24 protein-coding genes are annotated in these 26564 nt (G+C 62.3%); 21 read left to right on the top strand and 3 right to left on the bottom strand.

Annotated elements, in window-relative coordinates; all coding sequences use genetic code 11:
- Positions 1-32: 32 nt before the first annotated feature.
- Positions 33-899: a glucose-1-phosphate thymidylyltransferase RfbA gene (rfbA, locus tag N7568_RS01315; RefSeq protein WP_261608114.1), complete on the top strand. Its 867-nt coding sequence runs from the start codon at positions 33-35 to the stop codon at positions 897-899.
- A 7-nt stretch (positions 900-906) separates the two neighbouring features.
- Here the strand turns inward: rfbA and N7568_RS01310 are convergent, their stop codons facing one another.
- Positions 907-1839, bottom strand: coding sequence for an aldo/keto reductase (locus N7568_RS01310; protein ID WP_261608113.1), 933 nt, complete (start codon positions 1837-1839; stop codon positions 907-909).
- Positions 1840-1891: 52 nt separating this feature from the next.
- On the opposite strand from N7568_RS01310, the gene N7568_RS01305 reads away from it, so the two are divergent.
- On the top strand, positions 1892-2725 hold the full coding sequence (locus N7568_RS01305; RefSeq protein ID WP_261608112.1) for an undecaprenyl-diphosphate phosphatase: 834 nt from the start codon (positions 1892-1894) through the stop codon (positions 2723-2725).
- A gap of 15 nt (positions 2726-2740) precedes the next feature.
- Positions 2741-4018, top strand: a complete 1278-nt coding sequence (gene mshC, locus N7568_RS01300; protein ID WP_261608111.1) for a cysteine--1-D-myo-inosityl 2-amino-2-deoxy-alpha-D-glucopyranoside ligase — start codon at positions 2741-2743, stop codon at positions 4016-4018.
- A 72-nt stretch (positions 4019-4090) separates the two neighbouring features.
- Here the strand turns inward: mshC and N7568_RS01295 are convergent, their stop codons facing one another.
- Positions 4091-4996 (bottom strand): PAC2 family protein, encoded by a 906-nt coding sequence (locus tag N7568_RS01295; protein ID WP_261608110.1) that lies wholly within the window; start codon positions 4994-4996, stop codon positions 4091-4093.
- Positions 4997-5026: 30 nt separating this feature from the next.
- On the opposite strand from N7568_RS01295, the gene N7568_RS01290 reads away from it, so the two are divergent.
- From N7568_RS01290 to N7568_RS01205, 18 genes are all read left to right on the top strand, one after another.
- Positions 5027-5839, top strand: coding sequence for an HAD family hydrolase (locus N7568_RS01290; RefSeq protein ID WP_261608109.1), 813 nt, complete (start codon positions 5027-5029; stop codon positions 5837-5839).
- A complete protein-coding gene (locus N7568_RS01285; RefSeq protein ID WP_261608108.1) occupies positions 5840-7006 on the top strand; it encodes a site-2 protease family protein in 1167 nt (388 codons plus the stop codon). It abuts the gene before it with no gap.
- A 114-nt stretch (positions 7007-7120) separates the two neighbouring features.
- A complete protein-coding gene (locus N7568_RS01280; RefSeq protein ID WP_261608107.1) occupies positions 7121-8185 on the top strand; it encodes a tRNA (adenine-N1)-methyltransferase in 1065 nt (354 codons plus the stop codon).
- A gap of 97 nt (positions 8186-8282) precedes the next feature.
- A complete protein-coding gene (gene arc, locus N7568_RS01275; RefSeq protein ID WP_261608106.1) occupies positions 8283-10091 on the top strand; it encodes a proteasome ATPase in 1809 nt (602 codons plus the stop codon).
- Positions 10092-10141: 50 nt separating this feature from the next.
- Positions 10142-11761 carry a depupylase/deamidase Dop gene (dop, locus tag N7568_RS01270; RefSeq protein ID WP_261608484.1) on the top strand — a complete coding sequence of 540 codons (1620 nt, stop codon included), beginning with the start codon at positions 10142-10144 and terminating at the stop codon, positions 11759-11761.
- Between the two features lie 119 nt (positions 11762-11880).
- On the top strand, positions 11881-12084 hold the full coding sequence (locus tag N7568_RS01265) for a ubiquitin-like protein Pup (RefSeq protein WP_043806102.1): 204 nt from the start codon (positions 11881-11883) through the stop codon (positions 12082-12084).
- A gap of 78 nt (positions 12085-12162) precedes the next feature.
- Positions 12163-12972 carry a proteasome subunit beta gene (gene prcB / locus N7568_RS01260; protein WP_261608105.1) on the top strand — a complete coding sequence of 270 codons (810 nt, stop codon included), beginning with the start codon at positions 12163-12165 and terminating at the stop codon, positions 12970-12972.
- Position 12973: 1 nt separating this feature from the next.
- The gene (gene prcA / locus N7568_RS01255; RefSeq protein ID WP_261608104.1) at positions 12974-13681 is read left to right on the top strand and encodes a proteasome subunit alpha; all 708 of its coding nucleotides are present in this window, start codon (positions 12974-12976) and stop codon (positions 13679-13681) included.
- 1 nt (position 13682) lies between these two features.
- Positions 13683-15047 (top strand): Pup--protein ligase, encoded by a 1365-nt coding sequence (gene pafA / locus N7568_RS01250; RefSeq protein ID WP_261608103.1) that lies wholly within the window; start codon positions 13683-13685, stop codon positions 15045-15047.
- A gap of 129 nt (positions 15048-15176) precedes the next feature.
- Entirely contained in the window at positions 15177-16097 is a 921-nt protein-coding gene (locus N7568_RS01245) for an FKBP-type peptidyl-prolyl cis-trans isomerase (protein ID WP_261608102.1), read from the top strand.
- An 85-nt stretch (positions 16098-16182) separates the two neighbouring features.
- Positions 16183-16578 carry an FKBP-type peptidyl-prolyl cis-trans isomerase gene (locus tag N7568_RS01240; RefSeq protein WP_261608101.1) on the top strand — a complete coding sequence of 132 codons (396 nt, stop codon included), beginning with the start codon at positions 16183-16185 and terminating at the stop codon, positions 16576-16578.
- 96 nt (positions 16579-16674) lie between these two features.
- The gene (locus N7568_RS01235; RefSeq protein WP_261608100.1) at positions 16675-18693 is read left to right on the top strand and encodes a helix-turn-helix transcriptional regulator; all 2019 of its coding nucleotides are present in this window, start codon (positions 16675-16677) and stop codon (positions 18691-18693) included.
- A gap of 9 nt (positions 18694-18702) precedes the next feature.
- Entirely contained in the window at positions 18703-19053 is a 351-nt protein-coding gene (locus tag N7568_RS01230; RefSeq protein ID WP_261608099.1) for a hypothetical protein, read from the top strand.
- A 36-nt stretch (positions 19054-19089) separates the two neighbouring features.
- The gene (tatA, locus tag N7568_RS01225; protein ID WP_261608098.1) at positions 19090-19356 is read left to right on the top strand and encodes a Sec-independent protein translocase subunit TatA; all 267 of its coding nucleotides are present in this window, start codon (positions 19090-19092) and stop codon (positions 19354-19356) included.
- Between the two features lie 6 nt (positions 19357-19362).
- Positions 19363-20199 (top strand): twin-arginine translocase subunit TatC, encoded by an 837-nt coding sequence (tatC, locus tag N7568_RS01220; protein ID WP_261608097.1) that lies wholly within the window; start codon positions 19363-19365, stop codon positions 20197-20199.
- 24 nt (positions 20200-20223) lie between these two features.
- Positions 20224-23199 (top strand): DEAD/DEAH box helicase, encoded by a 2976-nt coding sequence (locus N7568_RS01215; RefSeq protein WP_261608096.1) that lies wholly within the window; start codon positions 20224-20226, stop codon positions 23197-23199.
- A gap of 52 nt (positions 23200-23251) precedes the next feature.
- On the top strand, positions 23252-24910 hold the full coding sequence (locus N7568_RS01210; protein WP_261608095.1) for an amidohydrolase: 1659 nt from the start codon (positions 23252-23254) through the stop codon (positions 24908-24910).
- Between the two features lie 413 nt (positions 24911-25323).
- Positions 25324-26067 carry a polyprenol monophosphomannose synthase gene (locus N7568_RS01205; protein ID WP_261608094.1) on the top strand — a complete coding sequence of 248 codons (744 nt, stop codon included), beginning with the start codon at positions 25324-25326 and terminating at the stop codon, positions 26065-26067.
- Positions 26068-26159: 92 nt separating this feature from the next.
- On the opposite strand, the gene N7568_RS01200 is transcribed toward N7568_RS01205, so the two are convergent.
- Positions 26160-26507 (bottom strand): RNA polymerase-binding protein RbpA, encoded by a 348-nt coding sequence (locus N7568_RS01200; protein ID WP_011774875.1) that lies wholly within the window; start codon positions 26505-26507, stop codon positions 26160-26162.
- Positions 26508-26564: the final 57 nt, after the last annotated feature.

The following is a 26564-nucleotide window of genomic DNA, read 5'->3' as shown; positions in this document are numbered from 1 at the left end:
GGCGAGACTGGGCACAGGTGAGGACGGCAGGTTTGCGAGGAATTGTTCTTGCAGGTGGGACGGGTTCGCGGCTTCATCCCATCACGCTCGGAATCAGCAAGCAGCTGGTTCCCGTGTTCGATAAGCCCATGATCTATTACCCCTTATGCACGCTGATGCTCGCAGGCATCCGCGATGTCCTGGTCATCACCACGCCGGGGGATGCGGCCCAGTTCCAGCGGCTCCTCGGCGATGGCTCGCAGTTCGGCATCAACCTCAGCTATGCCGAACAGCCGACCCCGGATGGCCTCGCCCAGGCCTTCATTCTGGGAGAGGAGCACATCGGAACCGGCAAAGTAGCACTCATCCTCGGGGACAACATTTTCAACGGCCCCGGCATGGGAAACCAACTCCGCCACTATGCAGACGTCGACGGCGGCGCCATCTTCGGTTATTGGGTCAAGGACCCTTCGGCCTATGGTGTGGTGGAATTCAACGAGGACGGCCTGGCGGTTTCCATTGAGGAGAAACCGGCGTCACCCAAGAGCAACTACGCCGTCCCTGGCTTGTACTTTTACGACAACAACGTGGTTGCCATGGCGAAAGCCCTCAAGCCCTCCCCGCGTGGGGAGCTTGAAATCACGGACATCAACCGGCAGTACATGGAGCTTGGCCAGCTGCACGTCCAGAAGTTTCCGCGGGGAACGGCCTGGTTGGACACGGGAACCTTCAGCGACCTGAACGACGCCTCCAACTACGTGCGCACCACAGAGAACCGGCAAGGATTGAAGATCGGAGCTCCGGAAGAAGTGGCGTGGAGGATGGGATACCTGAGCGACGACGAACTGCGCCAGCAAGCCGCCAAACTCGCCAAAAGCGGCTATGGGAACTATCTCCTGGACATCCTGGACCGTCAATAGGGCCGGTTTAAGAGGCGGAGACGTCCTCGAGGGCGCGCGCTATCTCTGACGGCAGGACCGTCAATTGCGCGTCCAGCAATTCCTTGAGCTGGACGGCGTTCCTGGCGCCTACGATCGCCGTCGCAACTCCTGGCCGGGAAAGCAACCAGCTCAGGGAAACGTCCGAGGGGGACCGTCCAAGCCCGCGGGCGGCCATGGCCACAGCTTCCACCACCCTGGATGCCCTCGGCTCAAGATAGGGCTCGACGTACGCCGCCAGGCGGCTTTGCGCGGCCCGGGAATCGGCAGGAATTTGTCCGCGGTATTTACCGCTCAGGACACCCCGACCCAACGGCGCCCAAGCCATAAGCCCCAGCCCGGCATCCTCGACGGCCGGGATAAGTTCTTCCTCGGCCCGGCGCTGGACGAGGGAATATTCGGACTGGTTGGCCACAAGGGTGAATCCGGCCACTGCTGCGGCTTTGGCTGTCTGCCAGCCGTTGTAGTTGGAAATTCCCACGTACCGGGCGCGACCCGTCCGTTGGGCGAGTTCCAACGCTGAGAGGGTCTCATCCAGTGGAACGTTGGGGTCCCACTCGTGCGCGAACCAAATGTCGATGTAGTCGGTTCCGAGCCTGGCGAGGCTGGCATCGAGGGCGGACAGCATCGCGCCGCGTGAGGCGTTGATGCTGCGCCTGGAATCCGACGACGACACGCCGGCTTTCGTGGAAATGACCACCTCGGAGCGAGCCACCACGTCGCCCAGCATGGACCCCAGCATTGCCTCGGCCTGCCCTTGGGCGTACGACGCCGCGGTGTCAATGAAGGTGCCGCCTGCGGCGATAAATGCGTGGAGCACTTCGGCAGCGTCCTGTTCATCTGTCTCCTGGGCCCAGGACATGGTTCCAAGGGACAAAGAGGACACACGGAACCCACTGTTCCCGACATAACGCTGCTGCATAGCTGCTAGCTTACGGGCAGTTCCCAGTCTTCATGACGTAGGGTCTATTCACGTGAACTGGATAGAAGCAGCCTTGCTGGGCCTGGTGCAAGGCCTCACCGAATTCCTCCCGATCTCTTCAAGCGCGCACCTGCGGATTGTCGGCTCATTCCTTCCGGGTGCTGCCGATCCCGGTGCCGCTTTCACTGCCATCACGCAGTTGGGAACCGAAACCGCCGTCATCGTCTATTTTTGGCGGGACATCGTCCGGATTGTGCGCGCCTGGTTTGGGTCGCTCACCGGCAAAGTCGAGCGGAACAACCCGGATGCCCGGATGGGGTGGCTCGTCATCATCGGCAGCCTGCCGATCATTGTTCTTGGCCTCCTGTTCCAGGACCAGATCGAATCAGTGCTCCGCAGTTTGTGGATCGTTGCCACCATGCTGATCGTCTTCGGCATGATCCTTGCTGTTGCCGACGCCATTGGCCGGCAGGAGAGGGATCTCACACAACTGACCTATAAGCACGGCATCTTGTATGGCTTTGCCCAAGCCATGGCCCTGATTCCGGGCGTATCACGCTCCGGAGGCACCATCACCGCGGGCCTGCTCATGGGCTACACGCGCGAAGCCGCCGCCCGCTACTCCTTCCTCTTGGCGATTCCTGCCGTATTCGGCAGTGGCCTTTACCAGCTCTACAAAACGGTTTCCAACGAGGGCCTGACTGGTCCCTACGGCCTGCCGGAGACTGCCTTGGCCACCGTCATTGCCTTTGTGGTGGGCTACATCATCATTGGTTGGTTCCTGAAGTTTGTCTCCACCCGCAGTTACCGGCTCTTTGTTTGGTACCGGATCCTCCTGGGCCTGGCCTTGTATGTCCTGCTGTATTTCGGTGTCATCAGTGCCTAGCACTAAGGTTGAGTCGTGAAATCGTGGACCTCCCGCCCTGTTCCTGAGCTGCCCGGCAGCACGCCGCAACTTCGGCTGTTCGACACAGCCCTCGGCCGCGTGGTGGTCGTAGAAAGACAGCCGGAGCAGTCGATGTATGTCTGCGGCATCACTCCGTACGACGCCACCCACATGGGACACGCGGCCAGCTATGTGGCCTTCGACCTCCTGAACCGGGTCTGGCGCGATGCCGGCGTCCGGGTGTCGTATGTCCAGAACGTGACGGACATTGATGACCCGCTGCTGGAACGTGCCACGGCCACAGGCGTTGACTGGCGGGAATTGGCCCAAAGCCAGATCGAGCTTTTCCAATCGGACATGGACGCCCTGAACGTCCTCGCGCCCAACCACTACATAGGTGCCGTTGAGGCCATCCCGGACATCGTGCCCGCCATCGAACGCCTTATTGCCGACGGCGTTGCTTACCGTGTGCACGGCTCCGGGGACGAACCCGACGGCGATGTCTACTACGACGTCGAAATGGCCGGCAAGCGCTCCGACGCCACAGACGCCTGGACCCTCGGTGACGTGTCAGGACTGGGCGAAACGGAAATGCTTGCCTTGTTCGCAGAACGCGGTGGCGACCCCGCCAGGCCTGGCAAGCGCCACGCCCTCGACCCCCTGCTCTGGCGTGTAGCCCGTGACGGCGAGCCCAGCTGGCCAGGCGCAACCCTTGGAGACGGCCGGCCCGGTTGGCACATCGAATGTACGGTCATTGCGCAGAAGTACCTCCCCGCACCCTTCACTGTTCAGGGCGGCGGATCAGACCTCGTTTTCCCGCACCACGAAATGGGAGCCGGCCACGCGTATTCGCTGTCCGGCGTTCCTCTGGCCCGGCACTACTCACACGCCGGCATGGTGGGCCTCGACGGAGAGAAGATGAGCAAGTCCAAGGGCAACCTGGTTCTCGTCTCCAAGCTCCGGGCCGCGGGAGAGGAACCAGCGGCCATCCGCTTGGCAATCCTTGCCCACCACTACCGCTCAGACTGGTCGTGGACGGACGATGGGTTCGCCGCGGCCAAAGAGCGGTTGGCACTGTGGCGACAAGCCATCGATAACGCCCCGGCCGGATCAGCGGCGGTCCTGGTCGCAGCCATGCGCGAAGAGCTGGCCAATGACCTCAATGCCCCCGGTGCCATCGCCGCCGTCGATCGCTGGGCGCAGGAAGCGTTAGGTTCCGACGCCGAGAAGTCCCCGCAGGATACGGCCTTGGTTACTGATGCCATCGACGCGTTACTCGGGGTGGAACTCTAGAACCCGAATCCGCAGGAAACAGCAACGGCCCTGACGCAATGTCAGGGCCGTTGCTTGTTTCCGGTTGGGTTCCTAGGGGCGCTCTTTGCCGCGCCGCTTCAGGTACCGCTCGAATTCCCGGGCAATGGATTCACCGGAGGCCTCGGGGAGGTCGGCCGTGTCCTTCGCCTCCTCCAGCTGCCGTACATAGGCCGCGATCTCGGGGTCTTCGGTGGCGAGTTCGTCCACTCCGCGCTCCCAGGCCTCCGACTCTTCAGCCAAGGCCAGGCTGTCCAGGGGAACCTGGAGCAGGTCCTCCACCTTATGCAGGATCGCGAGCTGGGCCTTGGGGGAGGGAGGCTGGGCCACGTAGTGGGGAACTGCCGCCCACAAGGACACCGTCGGCAGGCCGGCCAGCATGGCGAACTCCGCAAGCACACCCACTATGCCCACCGGCCCCTCGTACTGGGACGCTTCAAGATTGAGGCGCTCCCTCAATGAGCTGTCCTCGGTGGTGGTACTCACAGGAATGGGCCGGCTGTGCGGAACGTCTGCCAGCAATGCGCCGATCAGAATGACGGAGTCGACCTTGAGCGCTTCCGCGTGGACCAGCAATTCCGTGGTGTAGGCACGCCAACGGTAGGAAGGTTCAGTCCCCAAAACGAAGACGACGTCCACGTTGCTGTCGGGGACAGCGGCCTTGTAGATCCGGGTCGAGGGCCACTTGACCTTCCGGGCCCCGGACGATGTGCGCCGCACCGTGGGCCGGGTGAACTGGAAGTCGTAATACTCCTCAGCGTCCACCGTGGCAACCTTCTTGCCGTCCCAGAGTTTGTTCAAGTAGTGCAGCGCATCGCTCGCGGCCTCACCAGCATCGTTCCAGCCCTCAAACGCGGCGAGCATTACGGTGACACGCTGGCCTTCCGCGGGTTCCTTGAGGAAACGCTCGGGCTCCGCGGTGATGTCCTGTCCTTCGGGGGTCCCGTCCACACTGTTCATCCACTCACCCTACGTCCAAGACCCTCGTGGATGCATGGCATTTCATGTCGGTGCGTGTCCCTTCTTCGCCCACAGCGCAAAGCACTGACAGGCGCCCGCCAGGTTCCACGTAGACTGGAAACCATGCATTCGTTACCCAGCCAGCCCCTCCTCAAAGCCGTGCTCTGGGATATGGATGGCACACTCGTGGACACTGAGCCCTACTGGATCGCGGCCGAGCGTTCGCTGGTGGAATCCCACGGCGGCAGCTGGTCGCACCAGCAGGCCATGCAATTGGTGGGACAGTCCTTGCTGCACTCGGCTGCCGTTCTTCAAGCCGCCGGCGTCAGGCTCGAGGCCCGTGACATCGTGGACACCCTGAGCGCACAGGTCATCGAGCAGGTTCGTAATGAAGTCCCGTGGCGGCCCGGCGCGCGTGAATTGCTGGATGAACTCCACGGCGCGGGCATCCGTTGCGCCTTGGTGACAATGTCCGAAGGCCCCCTGGCCGCCGTGGTGGTGGACAGCCTTCCCAAGCCCTACTTCGAGTTCATGGTCACCGGGGACACTGTCACTAATGGAAAGCCGCATCCGGAGGCCTACCTGACCGCTGTGGAACGGCTGCGGCTGGATGACGAGTCCTTGACCATCCACCACTGTGTCGCCTTGGAGGACTCCATTCCAGGAGCCACGGCCGCCATTGCCTCCGGCGTAGTCACGGTCGGAATTCCCCATCAGGTACCTCTTCCCGAGCACCCCCGCATGATCATGTGGGACACCTTGGCAGGCCGTACAGCTTCCGACGTCGGCCGCCTGGTTATTGACCGCTTCGCAGCAGTGAACCTGCTTGAAGGGGCCAACTAGGTGAGCAGCTCCTCCACGCCCCATCACTCGCACAGCAAAAAGAGGGACGGCATTCCCCTCGGACGAATCGCCGGCATTCCCGTCTATCTGGCCTATTCGTGGTTTGTGATTGCAGCCATCACCGTCATCTTCTACGGTCCCTTCCTCATGGACTATTTGCCCTATCTTGGCAACTGGGCCTACCTCGTCGGCTTTGCCGTTGCACTGCTGCTCGCCTTATCGGTCCTGATCCATGAACTTGCCCACGCGCTCAGTGCCAAGGCCTTTAACTGGCCAACAGAGAAAATCGTGCTGAACCTTTGGGGCGGCCACACGCAGTTCGAGAACTTCACCTCGTCACCGGGCAAGTCTGTCATCGTCGCGTTGGCCGGCCCTGCCTCCAACTTCGTGGTGGCCGGGGTCATCTGGGCCTTTGACGCTGTAGCCCCGCTTCGGGGCGTACCGGAAACTCTGGCCGACCTGCTGATGTGGGCCAACCTCCTGATCGGCATTTTCAATGTCCTTCCCGGCATGCCCCTCGATGGTGGCCGTTTGGTGGAATCTGCTGTGTGGAAAGCCACGGGCAGCCAGGACAAAGGCACCATTGCTGCTGGCTGGTCAGGCCGAGTCATTGTCGTTGCACTGCTGTTGTGGTTCATTGGCCGACCCATGATTATTGGGGCCTGGCCCAATCTCAATGTTCTTGTCGTCACCGTCCTCGTGTGCGGCTTCCTCTGGATGGGCGCCTCCAGCTCCATCCACCATGCGAAACTCCGCAGCCGCCTGTATCTGGTGAGCGCTGCGGGCCTGGCGGAACGCGCAGTAGGCGTGCCCAACTCGGCCACCGTCGCAGACGTCCTGGATATTTCACCGGCCGGAAGTCCCGCCGTCGTGATTTGCGGGCCCGACGGCAAACCGCAAGGAGTCGTGGATTTCGGCGCAGCGGCAGCTGTGCCCGCGCCAGCTACGACGTCGACGCCCGTCACCGCGGTAGCCCATGCCCTGGCCGCGGGCGCATACGTCCCCGAATGGTCCAAGGGCCAGGAATTGATTCAATACTTGGCCCGGCTGGAGGGCGGCGAATACGCTGTGGTGGATCACAACGGAATCGTCACCGGCCTGCTCCGCCAGCAGGCGGTAGTGACGGCCATTACAGGTAAGGAACCCCGCCGGAGCGGGCGCGCCTGACATCCTTGCCGGTAGAGTTGCATGCCGGCGGTTTTACCAAAGAACCCAATGATTTTTGGCGCCACCAGCCAGCAAGACGTTGCGGCACAGCCGTACAGGAGCGAGGAACAGTACATGAGCAGCGAACCCGCCGCCCCCGAAGCAAGCGCAAGCACTGACAAGCCGGCCGATGGCACAGCAGTGCAGCCGACGGGCGCCGCGCGCCGCCGCGGGCCGTTCCGCGTGGGCGAACGGGTGCAGCTCACAGACGAACGCGGCCGCATGAACACTATTACCCTCGAGGTGGGTGGCGCCTTCCATACCCACCGCGGATTCCTGAACCACGACGAAATCATCGGCAAGGTGGATGGTTCCGTCGTCAGTAACAATGTGGGCCAGCAGTACCAGACCCTGAGGCCGCTGCTCTCAGACTTCGTTCTGTCCATGCCCCGCGGCGCAGCCGTTGTTTACCCGAAGGACGCCGGACAGATTGTCACCATGGCGGACATTTTCCCGGGCGCCCGCGTCGTGGAAGCCGGAGTCGGCTCCGGCGCGCTGTCCATTTCCCTGCTTCGGGCAGTGGGCGACGGCGGCTACCTCCACTCCTTTGAGCGCCGCGAAGAGTTCGCGGACATCGCCCGCGGGAACGTGGAAACCATCTTCGGTGGCCCGCACCCGGCGTGGCAGATTTCCCTGGGTGACTTCCAGGAAGAGGTAGTCAAGGCTGAGGCACCCGGCTCCGTGGACCGCGTAGTGCTGGACATGCTGGCTCCCTGGGAGTGCTTGGACGCTGTTGCCACTGTTCTGGCTCCGGGCGGCGTCTGGATCAACTACGTAGCTACCGTCACCCAGTTGTCCCGAACCGCAGAGGCCATCCGCGCCGACGGACGCTTCACCGAACCCGACGCCTGGGAATCAATGGTTCGCGGTTGGCACCTTGAGGGCCTCGCCGTCCGGCCCGACCACCGCATGGTGGCACACACCGGATTCCTCCTTGTCACCCGTCGCTTGGCCGATGGGGTCACCGGCATTTCCGTGAAGCGCCGGCCGTCCAAGACGGAATTCAGCGAAGAGGACCTCAACGCCTGGACCCCCGGCGCGGTAGGGGAGCGGTCAGTGTCCGACAAGAAACTCCGCCGTGCTGCCCGTGACGCCATCGCCGGAACCAACGTCCAGGACGATCCCTCGGTCACAAACTGACAAAGGTCACAATAGGGTCCGCATTCCGGATGTCACCCAGCGCCCTCGGCTTTTCGGGACTAAGGTCTTGTTAAGCGCAGGAAGGGGCTGATGAATCGTGGATACGTCAAACAACGACCTTGGACGGCCGACGCCGGAAGAAGCACACGCCGCAGCGGAAGAAGCAGCAAGCCGGGGGCTTGCAGCTGTCCAACCGCCCGACCCCTCAAGTGAACTCACCGTTGCCGAACGGCAAATCAATATCCTTCGGGACAAGCTTCGCCACATTGACCGCCAGCTGGCAGCCGCTACCCAGAACAACGGCAAGCTTGTGAGCATGCTGGAGACCGCCAAGGCCGAAATCCTCCGGTTGAAGAGCGCCCTGGAGCAGGAGGGCCAGCCGCCCTACAGCTTCGGAACCGTGGTACAAATCAACCCGCGGAAGCAACCGGCCGCCGGTAGTTCCGGCCAGGCTGCCACGGAAGAGTCCGTGGATATTTTCAATGCGGGCCGCAAGATGCGTGTGGGGGTCAGCCCGCTGGTGAACGTCAACCAGCTCGCTGTCGGGCAGGAAGTTCTCCTTAACGAGGCGCTCTTGATCGTGGCTGGACTCGGCTACGAACGCGCCGGTGAACTGGTCACCCTCAAGGAAATGTTGGGCAAGGACCGCGCCCTTGTGGTGGGCCGGGCCGATGAAGAACGGGTGGTCCGGCTTTCGGGCGCACTGCAAAGTGTTCACTTGAAGGTCGGCGACGCACTGTCCTTGGATTCCCGCACCGGTTACGCCCTTGAGAAGGTGCCGCGGGCCGAGGTGGAGAACCTCGTCCTCGAAGAAGTCCCGGATATCACCTACCAGGACATCGGTGGCCTCGGCCCCCAGATCGAGCAGATCCGCGACGCCGTGGAGCTGCCGTTCCTGCATCCGGACCTTTACCGTGAGCATGGACTGAAAGCCCCCAAGGGTATCCTGCTGTACGGCCCTCCGGGCTGCGGCAAGACCCTCATCGCCAAGGCAGTTGCAAATTCCCTCGCGGCCCGGGCCGCCGAACGTGCCGGCAACACGGACCTCAAGAGCTACTTCCTGAACATCAAGGGTCCGGAGCTCCTGGACAAGTATGTGGGGGAGACCGAGCGCCATATCCGCCTGATCTTCTCCCGCGCACGGGAAAAGGCTTCGGATGGCAGCCCCGTGGTGGTCTTCTTCGACGAGATGGACTCGTTGTTCCGCACTCGTGGTACCGGGGTGTCCTCTGACGTCGAAACCACCATTGTGCCCCAGCTGCTCAGTGAGATAGACGGCGTGGAGCGCTTGGACAACGTCATCGTCATTGGTGCCTCCAACCGCGAAGACATGATCGATCCCGCCATCCTTCGTCCCGGCCGGCTCGACGTGAAGGTGAAGATCCAGCGCCCAGACGCAGAGGCCGCGGCAGACATCTTCGCAAAATACATCACCACGGACCTGCCGTTCCACGCCCAGGACCTGGCGGAATACGGCGGCGATGTCCAGGCGACCGTGGACGCCATGGTGCAGCGCACCGTGGAAGCCATGTACTCCACGGATAAGTCCAACGAGTACCTCGAGGTCACCTACGCCAACGGTGATACGGAGATGCTGTACTTCAAGGACTTCAACTCCGGCGCTGTGGTCCAGAACGTGGTGGACCGCGCCAAGAAGTACGCCATCAAGGACCTCCTGACAAACAACCAAAAGGGGCTCCGGATCGAACATCTGCTGCGTGCCGTGGTTGATGAATTCCGCGAGCACGAGGACATGCCGAACACCACCAACCCGGACGACTGGGCGAGGATATCCGGCAAGAAGGGTGAACGGATCACCTACATCCGCACGATTGTCCAGGGCAAGGCCGGCCAGGAACCGGGCAAGTCCATTGAGACCACCGCCAACACTGGTCAGTACCTGTGACAGCAAGACCCGAAAATACGCCTGCTGATAAGTTGCCTGCCGGGGGCGCCATGCGCGTGATGGGCTCGGAGACGGAATACGGAATCCATGCGCCGTCGGCGCCCGGCGCGAACGCCACCATGATGTCTGCAAGGATCATCCAGGCGTACGCCACGGTTACCCGGCAACGGGCAGCCGGGGGAGCGGAGACCCGTTGGGACTACACGGACGAAGAACCGTTGCACGACGCCCGCGGCTGGACCGTTGACAGGGCTTCGGCGGATCCCAGCCAACTCACCGACCAACCGCCGGTGCTCGACGCCGAAGCGGTCGCCTTGGCCTACGGTCGCCAGGAGTTGGAACTGGACGGTGCCGACGAATCCGGTTCCCTGCTGATGAACATGGTCCTTGGCAACGGTGCACGGCTCTACGTGGACCATGCGCATCCCGAGTACTCGAGCCCTGAGGTCACCAACCCCAGGGATGCCGTGGCCTGGGACGCTGCCGGTGACCTGGTTGCCTTGGCCACGGTCCGGAAGGTCGCAGCAGACACCAGTCTTCCTCCCATCAACCTCTACAAGAACAACACCGACAACAAGTCCGTGTCCTACGGCTCGCATGAGAATTACCTCATGCCGCGATCTGTTCCTTTTGGTGACATCATTCGTGGGTTGACGCCGTTCTTTGTGTCCCGGCAGGTGGTGTGTGGTGCTGGTCGGGTAGGCATTGGGCAGGACAGTTCGACGCCCGGATTCCAGATCAGCCAACGGGCTGATTTCTTTGAGGCTGAGGTCGGTCTGGAGACCACGATCCGGCGCCCCATCATCAACACCAGGGATGAACCGCACGCCACCGCGGACAAGTACCGCCGCCTCCACGTCATCATCGGGGACGCAAATCTCAGCCAGGCCTCGAATTACCTCAAGTTCGGGACCACAGCCATGGTCCTGAGCCTCATCGAAGCCGGCCAGGCGCCAAGGATGGAAGTCCACGAGCCCGTCCAGGCGCTCCAAGCCATCAGCCATGACACATCGCTGACCGCTACAGTGAGGTTGCTCGATGGGCGGAGGGTAACTGCCCTGGATATCCAGTGGATGTACTACGAGGCAGCCGCGAAGCTCGCTCAAGAGACGGGTGTCGCGGACTCGGTCACCGGCGACGGCCACACCCACGACGTTCTGCTGAATTGGGAAGCCACCTTGACGACCTTGGGCAGCGACCTGGATGCAGCAGCCTCGTCCGTTGAATGGGTGGCCAAGAGGTCGCTGCTGGAGGGCTACCGAAACCGCGACGGACTGTCCTGGGACGACGCGAGGCTCGGTTTAGTGGATCTCCAGTGGTCCGATATCAGGCCCGAAAAGGGTCTCTATTACAGGTTGCTGTCGAGGGACCGCATGACGCGGATCGTCGACGACGCCGACATCGCCAGGGCCGTTGGCGAACCGCCGTCGGACACCCGCGCCTACTTCCGTGGCCGCTGCGTTTCCAGGTTCGGCAAGGATGTGGTTGGCGCAAGCTGGGACTCGGTGATTTTCGACGTGCCGGGGATGGGGAAACTGCAGCGGGTACCCACCCGCGAGCCGCTGCGGGGGACCCGGGCACTGACAGGCGCGCTGTTTGACCGTCACCAGGATGCCGCCTCATTCCTTGCCGAATTGATGGGCAGGAACCTGCCCCCGGCGACGGGTTAGGGTCTGCCCGCCACAGATCCAATCGTGCCTGTTCAAAGCCGTACGCAGCAGCCCGCAGCGTGGCAATATGGCAGTAGGAAGTCTCCACCATCAGGGGACTGACAGTAGGGAGAAAGAAAATGGCAGCTCAGGAGCAACAGCAACCGCAGTCACGGGAAACCGAAACTGAAGTGGACGTCCCGGAGGCCCCGCCTGCGGCGCCCGAAGCGCAGGCATCGGAAGCCACACAGGGCGTGGACGACCTCCTCGATGAAATCGACGGCGTTTTGGAATCAAACGCCGAAGAGTTCGTCAGGGCTTTCGTCCAAAAGGGCGGCCAGTAACCGGACCCACCCAAGAGGTACTGCCCGGTCGGCGTGAGGCCGCCGGGCATCGGAACGCAGAGTCGAAGGAGTGCAGCAATGCAGGACCCATCAACCGGCCCCCTGGCCACCCAGGCAACGTCTTCTTTCACGGAGCATCTCCAACGCTCGCGTCCCGAACTTCTTCCCTTCAGCCAGTCGTTACCCGCCGGCATGGTGCCGTCCTCGCCCCATGCCACCACAATCGTGGCCCTGACATATGCAGGAGGCGTGCTGATGGCGGGAGACCGTCGGGCCACCATGGGCAATATCATCGCCAGCAGGCACATCGAAAAGGTCTTCCCAGCCGACGAGTATTCGGTGCTGGGCATTGCAGGAACGGCCGGTTTGGCCATCGACATCACACGGCTCTTCCAGGTTGAACTGGAGCACTACGAAAAGATCGAGGGCACCCTGCTCAGCCTCGTGGGGAAGGCCAACCGCCTGGGTGCAATGATCCGGGGCAACTTGCCCATGGCCATGCAGGGAATGGCAGTTATTCCCTTGTTTGCCGGGTTCGACCACGTTTCCGGAGCGGGACGGCTGTTCTCCTACGACGTCACAGGCGGCCGCTACGAAGAGCAGGAGCACCATTCGGTTGGTTCCGGTTCAGTGTTCGCACGCGGCGCGTTGAAGAAACTTTGGAAGCCCAACCTTTCAGAAGAGACCGCCGTCGCCGTCGCTGTCGAGGCACTTTACGATGCCGCCGATGACGACTCAGCCACCGGCGGCCCGGACCCTGTCCGGCAGCTATGGCCGGTGGTGTATACCGTCAACCGCTCCGGTAACCGGCGTGTTCCTGAACGCGACCTCGCCGCAATAGCCGGCGCCATTGTTGAGTCGCGGGCCATCGCCGGACGGGAGGCCTGACATGACGCAGCAGTTCTATGTCTCTCCCGAGCAGTTGATGAAGGACCGTGCGGACTTTGCACGCAAGGGCATCGCACGCGGGCGCTCCGTTGTGGTCATCAGTTGCGCCGATGGCATCGCGTTGATCGCCGAAAACCCTTCACCTTCACTGCACAAAATTGGTGAGATCTACGACAAGATCGCTTTTGCGGCGGTGGGCAAATACAACGAGTTCGAAAGCCTCAGGCAAGCTGGCGTCCGGTACGCCGACGTCCGCGGCTACTCGTACGACCGCGAGGATGTGACGGCCCGCGGCCTGGCCAGCGTGTATGCACAGAGCCTCGGAGCCGTGTTCACGGCCGAACAGAAGCCGTTTGAGGTGGAGTTGGCGGTGGCGGAGGTCGGCACCACACAGGAACTAGACCACCTGTACCGGCTCACGTTTGATGGGTCCATCGCCGATGAGAATGGTTTTGTGGTCATGGGCGGACTTGCTGACCAAATATCCGACGTCGTCAACGGGACATGGGAGCCGGAGCTCGGGTTGGCCGGGGCCATGCGATTGGCGCTCCGAGCCCTGGCCACCAATAAAGAAGTTGAAGAACTGCCCGCCACCGCCGTCGAAGCTGCAGTGCTGTACCGCGATTCGGAGAGCAACCGCGGATCACGAAGGGCGTTCCGGCGGCTGTTGCCGGATGACATGACCCGGTTGCTCACAGAGGAGAGCTGAGATGGACAAACGGATATTTGGCATCGAAACGGAATTTGGAATCTCTTATTCCAGCCCGGATTCACGTCCCCTGGCTCCTGAGGAAGTGGCACGCTACCTCTTTCGCAAAGTGGTCAGTTGGGGCAGGTCTTCCAACGTCTTCCTGACCAATGGCTCGCGGCTTTACCTGGACGTGGGCTCCCATCCGGAGTACGCCACGGCGGAGTGCGACGACCTCGCGCAGCTCATCGCCCACGACAGGGCGGGCGAACTCATCCTCGACGACCTCGTGGACGAGGCCCAGGCGAGGCTGGCAGCTGAGGGGTTCAACGGTACGGTTTACCTCTTCAAGAACAACACCGACTCTGCGGGCAACTCCTACGGCAGCCACGAAAATTACCTCATACCCCGGCGCGGAGAGTTCTCCCGACTGGCTGAGATCCTGATCCCCTTCCTGGTGACCCGCCAGTTGATCGCGGGAGCCGGCAAGGTACTGAAAACGCCCCATGGCGCTACGTTCGCTTTCTCCCAGCGGGCCGACCACATCTGGGAGGGCGTATCCTCGGCTACCACAAGGTCGCGGCCCATCATCAATACCCGCGATGAGCCACACGCTGACGCCGAGTTCTATCGCCGCCTCCACGTGATCGTGGGGGACTCCAACATGTCTGAAACCACAGCACTGCTCAAGGTGGGAACGGTTGACCTCATTCTTCGCATGATCGAGGCGGGCGTCATCATGAGGGACATGCGGATGGAGAACCCCATCCGCAGCATCCGCGAGATTTCCCACGACCTGACTGGCCGCGCCCTGGTCAGGCTCGCAAACGGCCGGCAGCTCACTGCTCTCGATATTCAGCGCGAATACCTCAACAAGGTGACCGAGTTCGTGGCCACGAACGGTGCACACAACGCACATGTGCCGCTCATCCTGGATTTGTGGAAGCGCACCTTGGACGCAATCGAGAGCGGGGACACCAGCCCCATCGACACCGAGGTGGACTGGGCCATCAAAAAGAAACTCATGGACGGCTACATGCGCCGGCATGACCTCAGCCTGGATTCTCCGCGCATCGCCCAACTCGACCTCACGTATCACGACATCTCGCGGCAACGTGGCATCTTCTTCCTGCTGCAGGCACGTGGTGCGGCCCGCCGGCTGGTCACTGAGACCGAGGTCAAGGATGCTGTGGATGCGCCGCCCCAAACAACCCGGGCGAAGTTGCGTGGCGACTTTGTGCGCCGTGCCCAGGAGCTTGGCCGCGACTACACGGTGGACTGGGTCCACCTGAAGCTCAATGACCGCGCGCACCAGACAATACTCTGCAAGGACCCCTTCCGGAGCGTCGACGAACGGGTGGATGCGCTCCTGGACTCCATGAGCTGACGCACTCTATAAGCTGGCTCCCAGCTTCACGGGCTATTCTGGATAGTGGTCTCTTCCCGAGACACAACCTGCTTGGATGCGCATAGCGCCTTTCCGAGTGTCCTTTGCCCCGACGAAAGTGTCTTTTTTGTGCGCCGACTCCTAGCAATTCTCCTTCCTGCCCTGTTGCTCATCACCGCGTGCGGAGGAAGCACTCCGGCCGCCGAGCCCACCAGCCAGTCGGCCGGTGACACGACCAAGCTCGACTCCGTGAAAGTAACTGATAACGGCGACAAAGCACCCGGCGTTGAGTTCGCAAAGCCCCTCACTGTGGCTGAGCCCACCATCAAGATGGTTGTCGAGGGCGACGGTGAGCGTGTGAAGGCCGGGCAGACAGCCGAACTGATGTACGTTGCCGTGGACGGCAACGACGGCAAGACGGTTGAAGATGCCTACGCCAACGGCCCCCAGCCGATCGAGCTGACTGACGAGCTGAAGTCCGGCAACGAGCAGATCTACAACGCCATTGTCGGAGCCAAGGTTGGCTCACAGATCGCCTTTGCTGCGCCGGGCAATGCCACAGCATCAGCTCCCGCCTCCACCCAGCTGGTCGTTTTCAAGCTGGTCTCGGCCAAGGATCCAGCACCAGTGATGGAGAAGCCTGAAGGCGAAACCGTGACTCCTCCGGCAGGGCTCCCCACCGTGAAGGAAGACGATAAGGGCATTCCGCAGATTTCCGTTGAGGGTGTTGCTGCTCCCAAGGAACTCATCGCCCAGGACCTCATCAAGGGCACCGGTGCTGCTGTCAAGGCAACTGACACCCTGACGGTCAACTACGTCGGCGTCAACCTCGTGGGCGGCACCAAGTTCGATTCCAGCTACGACCGTGGAAAGCCAACCAGCTTCCCGCTCACTGGCGTCATCAAGGGCTGGACGCAGGGCCTGGAAGGCAAGACCGTGGGCTCCCGCGTCCTGCTGGTCATCCCGCAGGACCTGGCCTATGGCGAGGCCGGCCAGGGCGAAGCCAAGGGCGATCTCGTGTTCGTTGTCGACATTCTCGGCGTCAAGTAGCAGCACCAATACTTCGACAAGATAGCCGGGCACTGGCTTAAGCTGGTTCCTGACATCAATCCGTCTCTCACACCTAGGAGCAACCATGTCATTTGGTCAGCGTGACTTCGACCGCACCAAGCCGGAAATCGACTTCCCGGAAGGTGACGTCCCCACGGACCTCATCATCACGGACCTCATCGAAGGCACCGGCACGGAAGCCAAGGCCGGAGACACCGTGTCCACCCACTACGTCGGTGTCGCCTGGTCCACGGGCGAAGAATTCGACGCATCATGGGGCCGCGGCGCTCCCTTGGACTTCCGCGTGGGGGTCGGCCAGGTCATCCAGGGCTGGGACCAGGGCCTGCTGGGCATGAAGGTTGGCGGCCGTCGCCGCCTGGAAATCCCTTCGGAGCTCGCTTACGGCTCCCGTGGTGCCGGCGGAGCGATCAAGCCAAACGAGGCCCTGATCTTCGTGGTTGACCTCGTAGCTGTCCGCTAGGAAAGCAAGCTCTTCGCAAGGCGCGTCACCCTCCGGTTTCACCGGTCGGGGACGCGCCTTGCTGCTTTCCGGCTGGTCTTTAGTAACGTAGCAACCGTGTCCGCATCCCGCACTGAACGACTCCTGAACCTCCTTCTCGCCTTGCTCAATACCAGGGTGGGGCTTCCGCGCTCCGTCCTGCGCGAGAAGGTGTACCACGATGCCGCCGAAAGCGATGTCGCCTTTGGACGCATGTTCGAGCGCGACAAAGTGGATCTCAAGCAGTTCGGTTTTGAGATCGAGACCCTGATGGATCCGCGGAACTTCGGATCGGATGATCCTGCGACGACGCGCTACCGCATCGGCAAGGACTCCAACAGGCTTCCTGAGGTCAACCTGACCCCCGCAGAGTGCACTGTCCTCCTGCTCGCTTCCCAGCTATGGGAACGTGCAGCCTTGGGCACTGCCGCTGCCAACGCTGTCCGCAAGCTGCAGGCCGCTGGAGGCTTCACCGACGTCGACCTCCCCGCAGGCGTACAACCACGCATCAAACCGGCCGGACAGGCCTTCGACGACGTCGTGGCGGCCATGCACGGACGGCACCCAGTCCGTTTCGGCTACCTCGCCATCAGCACGGGGCGGGAAGAAGTCCGCGAAGTTGAACCCTGGGGACTCGGCAGCCGCTTCGGCCAGTGGTACCTCGTGGGCCTGGACCGGGGGAGGAATGCCAAGAGGCTCTTCAGGCTCTCGCGGATGACAACAGCAGTGGGCATAGTGGCTGGGACTACGTTCGAGCCACCCGAAAACTTCAACGCCCGTGCCGAGTTGGACGCGCTCAACGAACTACCGGTCCAACGCGCCGTCCTTGACCTCGACAAGGACCGCCTGCTTGCGCTGCGGAAACGGGCCGACGCCGTCGAAGAAGCTCCCGGCGTCAGCAACCGTGACCGCATCACGGTTGAATTCCGCGATCCGGAGCAGCTTGCCGAGGAATTGGCCTCCTACGGCCCCCACGTCCAGGTGGAGGGTCCCCCTGAGCTGCGTACCGCCGTCGTACGCCGCCTCAGAGGTGCCGTGGACTTTGATGACGCCCCGTCAGTACCGGTCGGGTTCCCGGAGGCTGAACGGGCGCCACGGGCGCGGAAGCGTACCTCCGAGGACCAGCTGGCCAGGATGCTGCAGCTGGTACCTTTCCTGGTGCATCATCAAGGCCTGCACATCCAGGAAGTCGCGGACCACTTTGGCATTTCCCGCAAGGCCCTTATTGACGATCTCAAGATCCTGATCTGCTCGGGGCTCCCCGAGGGTTACCCGGATGACCTCCTGGACATCCAGTGGGAGAACGACCACGTCTACATCTCCGAGCACTTGGACCTGAATCGTCCAGTTCGTTTCAGTGAAGATGAGGCGGCCGCGTTGCTGACCGGCCTGGCAATGCTGGGCGACCTGCCGGCACTGGCCGGGATGTCTGAGGACGAGCCCGGCAGCGCGCTGGAATCAGTCACCATCAAATTGACAGGCGCTGCAGGGCAGGCGGGACGGTTGGCTGGGGCCGTCGCCGGCCAATCCGTTGCGCCGGAACAGTCACAGGCGTTCGCCACCATTACCCGGGCAATCAGGGACCGCCAACAACTCCGCCTGCGGTACTTGTCCCGGCAACGGGACGAGGTGACGGAACGGGACGTCGACCCCCTGCGGCTCTACTCACTGGACAACACGTGGTACTTCGAGGCGTACTGCCACAGCAAGGCGGGCATCCGGAACTTCCGTCTGGACAGGGTGGAAGTCGTTGAGCCAAATGGCCGTCCCGCATCGGGCACCGTAACCGCCGCGGAAGATTTTCCGGCCCGGCTGTTCACGCCCAGCGACGACGACGTCCTGGTGGTCCTGCAGCTGACCCGGCAGGGCGCCGGGCTGGCCGATGACTACTACGCCGAGCGTACGGCGGAATTGCCCGACGGCGGACTCCTCGCCGAGGTGCGGTTCGGCGACGCCGGGTGGCTGCCCATGTTTGTTTCCCAGCATGGGGGATCGGTCCGGATCCTCCAGCCCAGGACGCTGCGCGCGGAAGCCCGTACCTGGCTCGAAGCAGCCCTGGCCCAGTACGACTCTCCTTCCCACAGCAAGGCTGGCTAGACTACTCAGATGCCTTGGTGGTTCTGGATCCTGTTGTGGATCGCGCTCATAGCCCTTTCGTTGCTGCTTCACCTGACGCTGGGGTATCGCCTGTTCAGGAAATTCATGTCAACTGTTCATGAATTGGGTGATGCGGGTAAACGTTTCAGCAACCTTTCTCCTGTCGCGGAAACCTCCGACGTTGAAACGACGGAAGGCCGCGCCGAACCGGGCTCCGCAATTTTTGCCTCGCCGGAGCAGATGCGTCATGATTACCTGACGGCCAAAGCCTTCCGCCAGGAAGTTCGTCGCCAAAAGCGCGTCAAGCGCAAAGCAGAGCGGGGTCAGCCCCAATCCCTGCACGACATTGAATTCAGATAGACGTAGGATGTATCCAAAAGGAAAGGACCTCCCCACATGAGGCTCGAAGGCTGGCATCTCATCATCATCATCGTCCTGGCTCTGGTGCTCTTCGCAGCACCCAAGCTGCCGTCCATGGCGCGCAGCATCGGGCAGTCGATGCGCATTTTCAAGTCTGAGGTCCGGGAAATGAAGAAGGATGGTTCTTCCGAGAAGGACACCCCGGACGCTTCCGACGCCGTCGAAGGCAAGGTAGTGGGCCACCCGGACGCAAAGGCCAAGAACAACGGCGAGACCGACGTTCCGCCCTCCAACCGCGTCTAAAAAGAAGTGGTAGAGACGAAGGGGCGCAAGGCCAACCCCGAAGCCCGGATGGCGCTCCTGGATCACCTCAAGGAGCTGCGAAACCGGCTCTTCAAGGCTGCAATCGGCGTCATTGTGGGAACTGTGGTGGGCTTCATCGTCTACCAGCCCCTCCTTGAAGCATTGATCAAACCGATCAAGGACCTCAACGAAAAAGAGGGACGCGCTGCCACGCTGAACTTCGATGGCGTGGCCAGTTCCTTCGACCTCATGGTCCAGGTTTCGGTCTTCCTCGGCGTAATCCTTTCAAGCCCTGTCTGGATCTACCAGCTTTGGGCCTTCATTGTCCCCGGGCTCCACAAGAAGGAGCGGCGCTTGGCGCTGTCCTTCGTGGCTGCAGCGGTACCGCTGTTCATCGGTGGTGTCCTGCTTGCCTGGCTGGTGCTGCCCAACGCCGTTCGCGTGCTGACCGACTTCACACCGGTCGGTGGGTCGAACTTCATCAGCGCTGAAATCTACCTGGCCTTCGTCCTCCGGCTCCTGCTGGCCTTCGGGATCGCCTTCCTTGTACCCGTAGTGCTGGTGGGATTAAACCTCGCTGGAATTATCAAGGGCAAGCAACTGGTCAAGAGCTGGCGAATTACCATCTTCCTGGTGTGCTTGTTCGCTGCGATGGCGGCTCCCGGCGCTGACGCCATGAGCATGTTCTACCTGGCAGCGCCCATGCTGCTCCTGTTCTTCGCGGCCATCGGTGTCTGCCTCTGGAACGATCGGCGCCGTGAGCGCCGCGCCATCAAGCGGGCAGCTGAGACTGAAGCCACTGCAGACATCGCCACCCCGGCCACGGATCTGGAGAATCTCTAGACCTTGGGCCACTAGGCTTGATGCATGTCTTCCATATCCGGGTCTTCATCACCATCAGACCGTTATCAGGCTGCAGCCCAACGGGCAGCTGAGTCGAAAACATACTTGGGCGCCTTCGCCCGTTCCCTGGACTTTGACCTGGATGACTTCCAACGCGAGGCCTGCAGGTCTCTCCAGGAGGGCCGCGGGGTCCTGGTGGCGGCCCCCACAGGCGCCGGCAAGACGATCGTTGGCGAGTTCGCGATATACCTTGCGCTGGAGCGGGGACTCAAAGCCTTCTACACCACCCCAATCAAAGCCCTGAGCAACCAAAAGTTCTCGGAACTGGCCTCCAAGTACGGTGCGGCCAATGTTGGTTTGCTGACCGGCGACACCACCATCAACGGTGAAGCCCCTGTTGTGGTGATGACCACCGAAGTGCTTCGGAACATGCTGTATGCCGATTCGGAGACCCTAGGAGACCTGGGATTCGTGGTGATGGACGAGGTCCATTACCTGGCCGATCGATTCCGGGGAGCAGTCTGGGAAGAAGTCATCATCCATCTGCCCAGCGAGGTGCAGGTTGCCTCACTGAGTGCCACGGTTTCCAACGCCGAAGAGTTTGGTGCCTGGCTGGATACAGTGCGCGGCGATACAGACGTCATCGTCTCCGAGCACCGTCCCGTACCCCTATGGCAGCACGTCATGGTGGGCCGGGAAATAGTGGACCTCTTCGCCGGTGACACTACTTTTGACGAGATTGCACCCCAGGCACCGGGTACACAGGAAACGGAGGCTCCGGACCTTTCCGAGTCGGACGAAGGGGTGAGCGAACCCGCAGCCGCTGAGGTTCGGAGCGTCCAGGCCAAGCGTTCATCAGCCGGCCGGGTCCGCCAAGCAGTCACCGGCCCCGAGTTCGAGGTCAATCCGGACCTCCTGGCCATGGCCCGGTCTGAGAGCCGGATGAACATGAGTGGCCGATTCGGCCATGGTGGGCGGAGTCGCCGCCGCCAGGACCGCTCCCGTGATGAGCGGCAGCAGTCCGAACAGCGCAGTCCTGTCCGGAAGGCCAGCCGTCCCCAAGTCATCGAGAGCCTCAGGCGCCAGGATCTCCTGCCTGCCATCACCTTCATCTTCTCCAGGGCCGGCTGTGACGCGGCAGTAGCCCAGTGCGCCGCATCCGGGCTGTGGCTGACAACGGAGCGTGAGCAGCAGATCATCGCGCAGCGCGTGGACGAGGCAAGCCACGAAATTCCTGCGGACGACCTCGATGTCCTCGGCTTCTGGGGTTGGCGTGACGGCCTGATCAGGGGTTTCGCGGCACACCACGCAGGCATGCTCCCTACGTTCAAGGAAGTGGTGGAGAAACTCTTCGCCGATGGCCTGGTCAAAGCCGTCTTTGCCACCGAAACGCTCGCGCTCGGGGTCAATATGCCCGCCCGCTGCGTGGTCCTGGAAAAGCTGGAAAAGTACAACGGTGAAGCACATGTCAACATCACCGCGGGGGAGTACACCCAACTCACCGGACGGGCCGGACGCCGAGGCATCGACGTCGAAGGCCACGCTGTTGTGCTGTGGCAACCGGGAACAGATCCCGCCGCAGTCGCCGGGCTGGCCTCACGACGCACCTACCCCCTGAATTCCAGTTTCAGGCCCACCTACAACATGAGCATCAACCTGATTGCCCAGTTTGGCCGTGTGCGGGCTCGTGAAATCCTCGAATCCTCCTTCGCGCAATTCCAGGCGGACCGCTCCGTGGTGGGCCTGGCCAGGCAAGTACGTGGGCGTGAAGAGTCACTGGCAGGCTATGCAAAATCAATGCAATGCCACTTGGGCGACTTCACCGAGTATGCGAAACTCCGGCGGGAACTCAGCGATGCCGAGAATTTCGCTGCCCGGGACCATCAGCGGGCCCGCAAATCCCACGTGGCTGAATCCTTGACCCGGCTGATTCCGGGCGACGTCATCAGTATCTACAGCGGCAGGCTGGCCGGGCATGCAGTGGTGCTTGAGGTGGATCCCAACGCCCGCGAGCCCCGGCCATCTGTGCTCACGTCGGATAACCAGCTCCGGCGCATCGGCGTCCACGACCTCGAAGGGCCTGTGTCACCCGTGACCCGGATCCGCATTCCAAAATCGTTCAACGCCAAAGTTCCCAAGGCCCGTCGCGATCTGGCTTCGTCGATGCGTCACGCCATCAGCGAGGATGCACCGCATAGCCGCCGGAACAGCAGGCACGAGGACTTCGGCCTTGGCGCCCGGCTGCCGGACCAGGAAAAGAAGATCGCGGATCTGAGACGGGCGCTGCGGGCGCATCCGTGCCATGGCTGCAGTGAGCGGGAGGATCACGCACGGTGGTCGGAGCGCTGGTGGAAGCTGCGCAAGGAGACCGACGGCCTGGTCCGGCAGATCCAAGGCCGAACCAACACCATTGCCAAGACGTTCGACCGCGTCTGCGACGTTCTCTCTGTCTACGGCTACCTGGAAACGAACGACGCCGGGCAGGTCACCATCAGCGCCGATGGCCAGCGGCTCCGCCGGATCTACGGAGAAAAGGACCTGCTGATTTCGCAGTCCGTGCGGCGGGGCGCCATCAACGACCTCGATGCCGCCGAACTGGCCTCCCTTGCCAGCACGCTGGTTTACCAGGCCAAACGCGAGGATCGCGGGCTACGGCCCAAGATGCCTACCGTTTCACTTGAACCCGCCGTGGACATTGTCATCCGCGAATGGTCGCAACTGGAGGATACCGAGGAGCACAACAGGCTTCCCTTGACCGGGGAACCGGAACTTGGACTCATGTGGCCGATGTACAAGTGGGCAAAGGGCCGTCACCTCCAGGACGTGCTCAGCGGAACCGACCTCGCTGCCGGCGACTTCGTCCGGTGGGCCAAACAAGTAGTGGACCTCTTGGACCAACTGGCGAAAATACCCCAACTGGATCCACGGCTGGCGAGGATCTGCCGCGAGTCCATTGATTTGGTCCGCCGCGGCGTCGTGGCCTACTCCGCGGTGGCCTAACCCCCGCCCTCTTCACTGAACGACTGTTTTCAACGCTCAAGGAGCACAACGCATGAACCAGCCAGGCGTGCCGGCAGGCCGTGACCGCAACGAACGCGACCGCAAGGTCACGATGTACCGCAACGGTTCGATATATACGGCTGCAGATCCCTTTGCTACGGCCATGGTGGTAGACGGTGACACCGTCGCCTGGGTGGGCTCCGAACAGGCAGCCACCTCGATCGCTGATTCGTCCATGGAAATCATCGACCTCCGCGGCGCCCTCCTGGCGCCAGGCTTCGTGGATTCGCATGTGCACCTGACCGAAACGGGCCTGGCACTCACGGGCCTCACGCTCACCGCCGTGCGTTCGGCAAACGAGCTGCTCGACGCCGTGGCCACTGCCGGAGGTTCCGGCATCATCGTGGGCCATGGCTGGGACGAAACGCAATGGAACGATCCCACGCTTCCAACCCTCGAAGAGATCGAACGGGCTGGAGGGGGACGGCGGGTGTACCTCTCACGGATCGACGTCCACTCCGCCCTGATTTCAGGGTCGCTTGCAGCGGCCGCGGACTTGAACGGCCTGGATGGATTCTCCGGCAGTGCCCGCGTGGTGCGGGCAGCACATACTGCAGCCAGGCTGGCAGCGCGCCAGTTGCCGGAATCCGAGCGGCGGGAACATCAGCAACGGGCACTCCAGGAAGCTGCTGCCCACGGCTACGTGGCGCTGGCCGAAATGTCCGCACCCCACATCTGCGGGCCGGACGACCTCCGAATGGCTGCGTCATGGAATGCCCAGGGAGGCAGCCCCGAGGTGCTGCCCTATTGGGGCGAGCTGGCTTCCTCGGGGGAGCACGCCCAATCCATCCTGGACAGTTTAGGCACCCCGGTTCTGGGCCTCGCGGGAGACCTCAACGTGGATGGTTCCATCGGTTCCCGGACGGCAGCCCTTCTGGATGACTATTCCGATGCGCCAGGGGATCGCGGCAGTTTGTACCTCTCCGTGGATGATGTCACCAAACACGTTGCCGCTACGTCCCTGCTGGGCATCCAGTCCGGCTTCCATGTCATTGGAGATGCAGGCCTTGCCGCAGTCCTGGACGCTTTGGACGCGGCTGCGGCCGAGGTGGGTGAGCAACGTGTTCGGGCAGCGGGCCACCGCCTGGAACACGTTGAGCTGGCTGACCAATCCGCCATCGACAGGCTGGCAAAGTACTCCGTCACAGTCAGCGTGCAGCCAGGATTCGATGCAGCCTGGGGTGCGGCCGGTGGACTCTATGAGCAGCGTTTGGGCCATCGCAGCCAAGAAATGAACCCCTTCGCTTCCTTCTACGCAAGCGGCGTGCCCATAGCTTTCGGCAGCGATAGTCCCGTCACTCCTCTGCGGCCGTGGTCCAGCGTCCGTGCCTGCCTGGAGCACAGCAATCCTGAGCAGCGAATTTCGGCGCGGGCCGCTTTCCTCGGACATACCCGGGCAGGTTGGCGCGCCACCAAACACCGGAACCCCTTGATGGGCCAACTGGTACCAGGGGCACCGGCCAGTTTCGCTGTGTGGGAAGTTGAGGAGCTGATGGTCCAGGTGGCCGATAGCCGCGTACAGTCGTGGAGCACCGACCCACGTGCACGTACACCTCTGCTGCCCGCGCTGGACACTGGAAACGACCCCCGTTGCCTGCAGACAGTCCGCGAGGGAAACGAGCTGTTCGCCCACGAGTCACTCCGGGTTTAGCCTATGCATTTTTGCGTCGGCCTGTGGCCACTGAACTGGGCGGACGCACGGATCCGCAGGTCAGCGGACGGTTGACAGCCTGAGGTGAGTCCGTAGCATTGAGGCTCAACGGATCATCAACGCAGGGGCGACAGCCACGGCTTGATGGCCCGGTCGTGGCCGGAACACGTTCATGGTGGCGGCAAAGAGGCGGGCAGGTCCACAGCGACCCAGAAAACAGTTCGTCCGGAAAGCATTGTCCGGCTTCACTGGCCCTGGGCTTGTGGACCTGCCCGCAGCACCGCCACTTTGTGTCCGGGACCACAGCCGCGCAAGGAGTGTCCTTGGGCGTCCTATAATGGAGAGTTGCGCCAGAATGCCAGCCGCCAGGCTGGTACGGCACACTGACCGCTCCATCAAGGAAAGGCCTCTTCTTGCGTGTCCTGACGATCATTCCCACCTACAACGAGCTGGAATCGCTCCCTAAGACGTTGGGACGGCTGCGCGCCGCTGTGCCCGAGTCCGATGTCCTGGTGGTTGACGACAACAGCCCTGACGGCACGGGACAGCTTGCCGACGAGTTCGCCGCAGCTGACAGCCAGGTGCATGTCCTGCACCGAAAGGGCAAGGAAGGACTCGGAGCTGCTTACATCGCCGGATTCAAGTGGGGTTTGGCTGCAGGCTATGACGTCCTGGTGGAGATGGACGCCGACGGTTCCCACAAGCCGGAGCAGTTGCCGCTTCTCCTCGACGCCGTCAAAGACGGGGCCGACCTCGCCATGGGCTCCCGCTGGGTTCCAGGTGGCAGTGTCGTCAACTGGCCGCTCTACCGCCAAGCCATCTCGCGCATCGGCAGCACCTATGCGCGGATCATGCTGGGCGTCAAGATCAAGGACGTCACCGGCGGCTACCGGGCATTCCGGCGCAGCACACTTGAGGCACTGAACCTTGATGAAGTCGAGTCAGTTGGCTACGGCTTCCAGGTGGACCTCGCGTGGCGGGTGGCCAAGCTCGGCCTGCGCATTGAGGAACGCCCCATAACTTTCGTGGAGCGTGAACTTGGTGCCTCCAAGATGAGCGGCAACATCGTAGTGGAAGCAATGATCAACGTTACCAAGTGGGGACTGGCGGCCCGTTGGGCGAAGCTCACCCGCAAATCGCCCGCAGTAGCCAAGTAGCTTCCCGACAACAGGTCGTTCTCCAACAGAAAAGGCCGGGTCTGGTTCCCCAAGGAAACCGGACCCGGCCTTTCTTGTCTGAGTTGCTCAGACTATGCGGAGCGGCGCTCTCCACGACGCTCACGCAGAATGTTCAAACGATCCTCAAGGATCTGCTCCAGTTCAGGAAGACTGCGGCGTTCCAGCAGCATATCCCAGTGGGTGCGGACAGCCTTCTCGTTGGCATCCACGGGACGCTCGCCATCGACCAGGAGAGCTTCCTTGCCGGTCTTGGAAACCCAAACGGGGGGAATCTCGGCTTCCGAGGAGAAGGTCACGAAGACCTGTTCGCCATCCTCGCAGCGGTATTCGACCCGCTGGCGCGGTGCCGGTTCAACGCCGGACTCGGTTTCCATGCTTTGGGCGCCAAGACGCATACCCCGCAGGCTGCGATCGCTCATGATTACTCCCTCTGTCTGTTCGCGGAGCAAGAAACCCCGCGCAAGCCGTAAGCCGTT

It is taken from the genome of Paenarthrobacter aurescens (assembly GCF_025421775.1).
Lineage (GTDB): Bacteria > Actinomycetota > Actinomycetes > Actinomycetales > Micrococcaceae > Arthrobacter > Arthrobacter aurescens_B.
The sequence above is the reverse complement of the archived record's forward strand: the minus strand, read 5'-3'. Positions and strand labels throughout refer to the sequence as shown.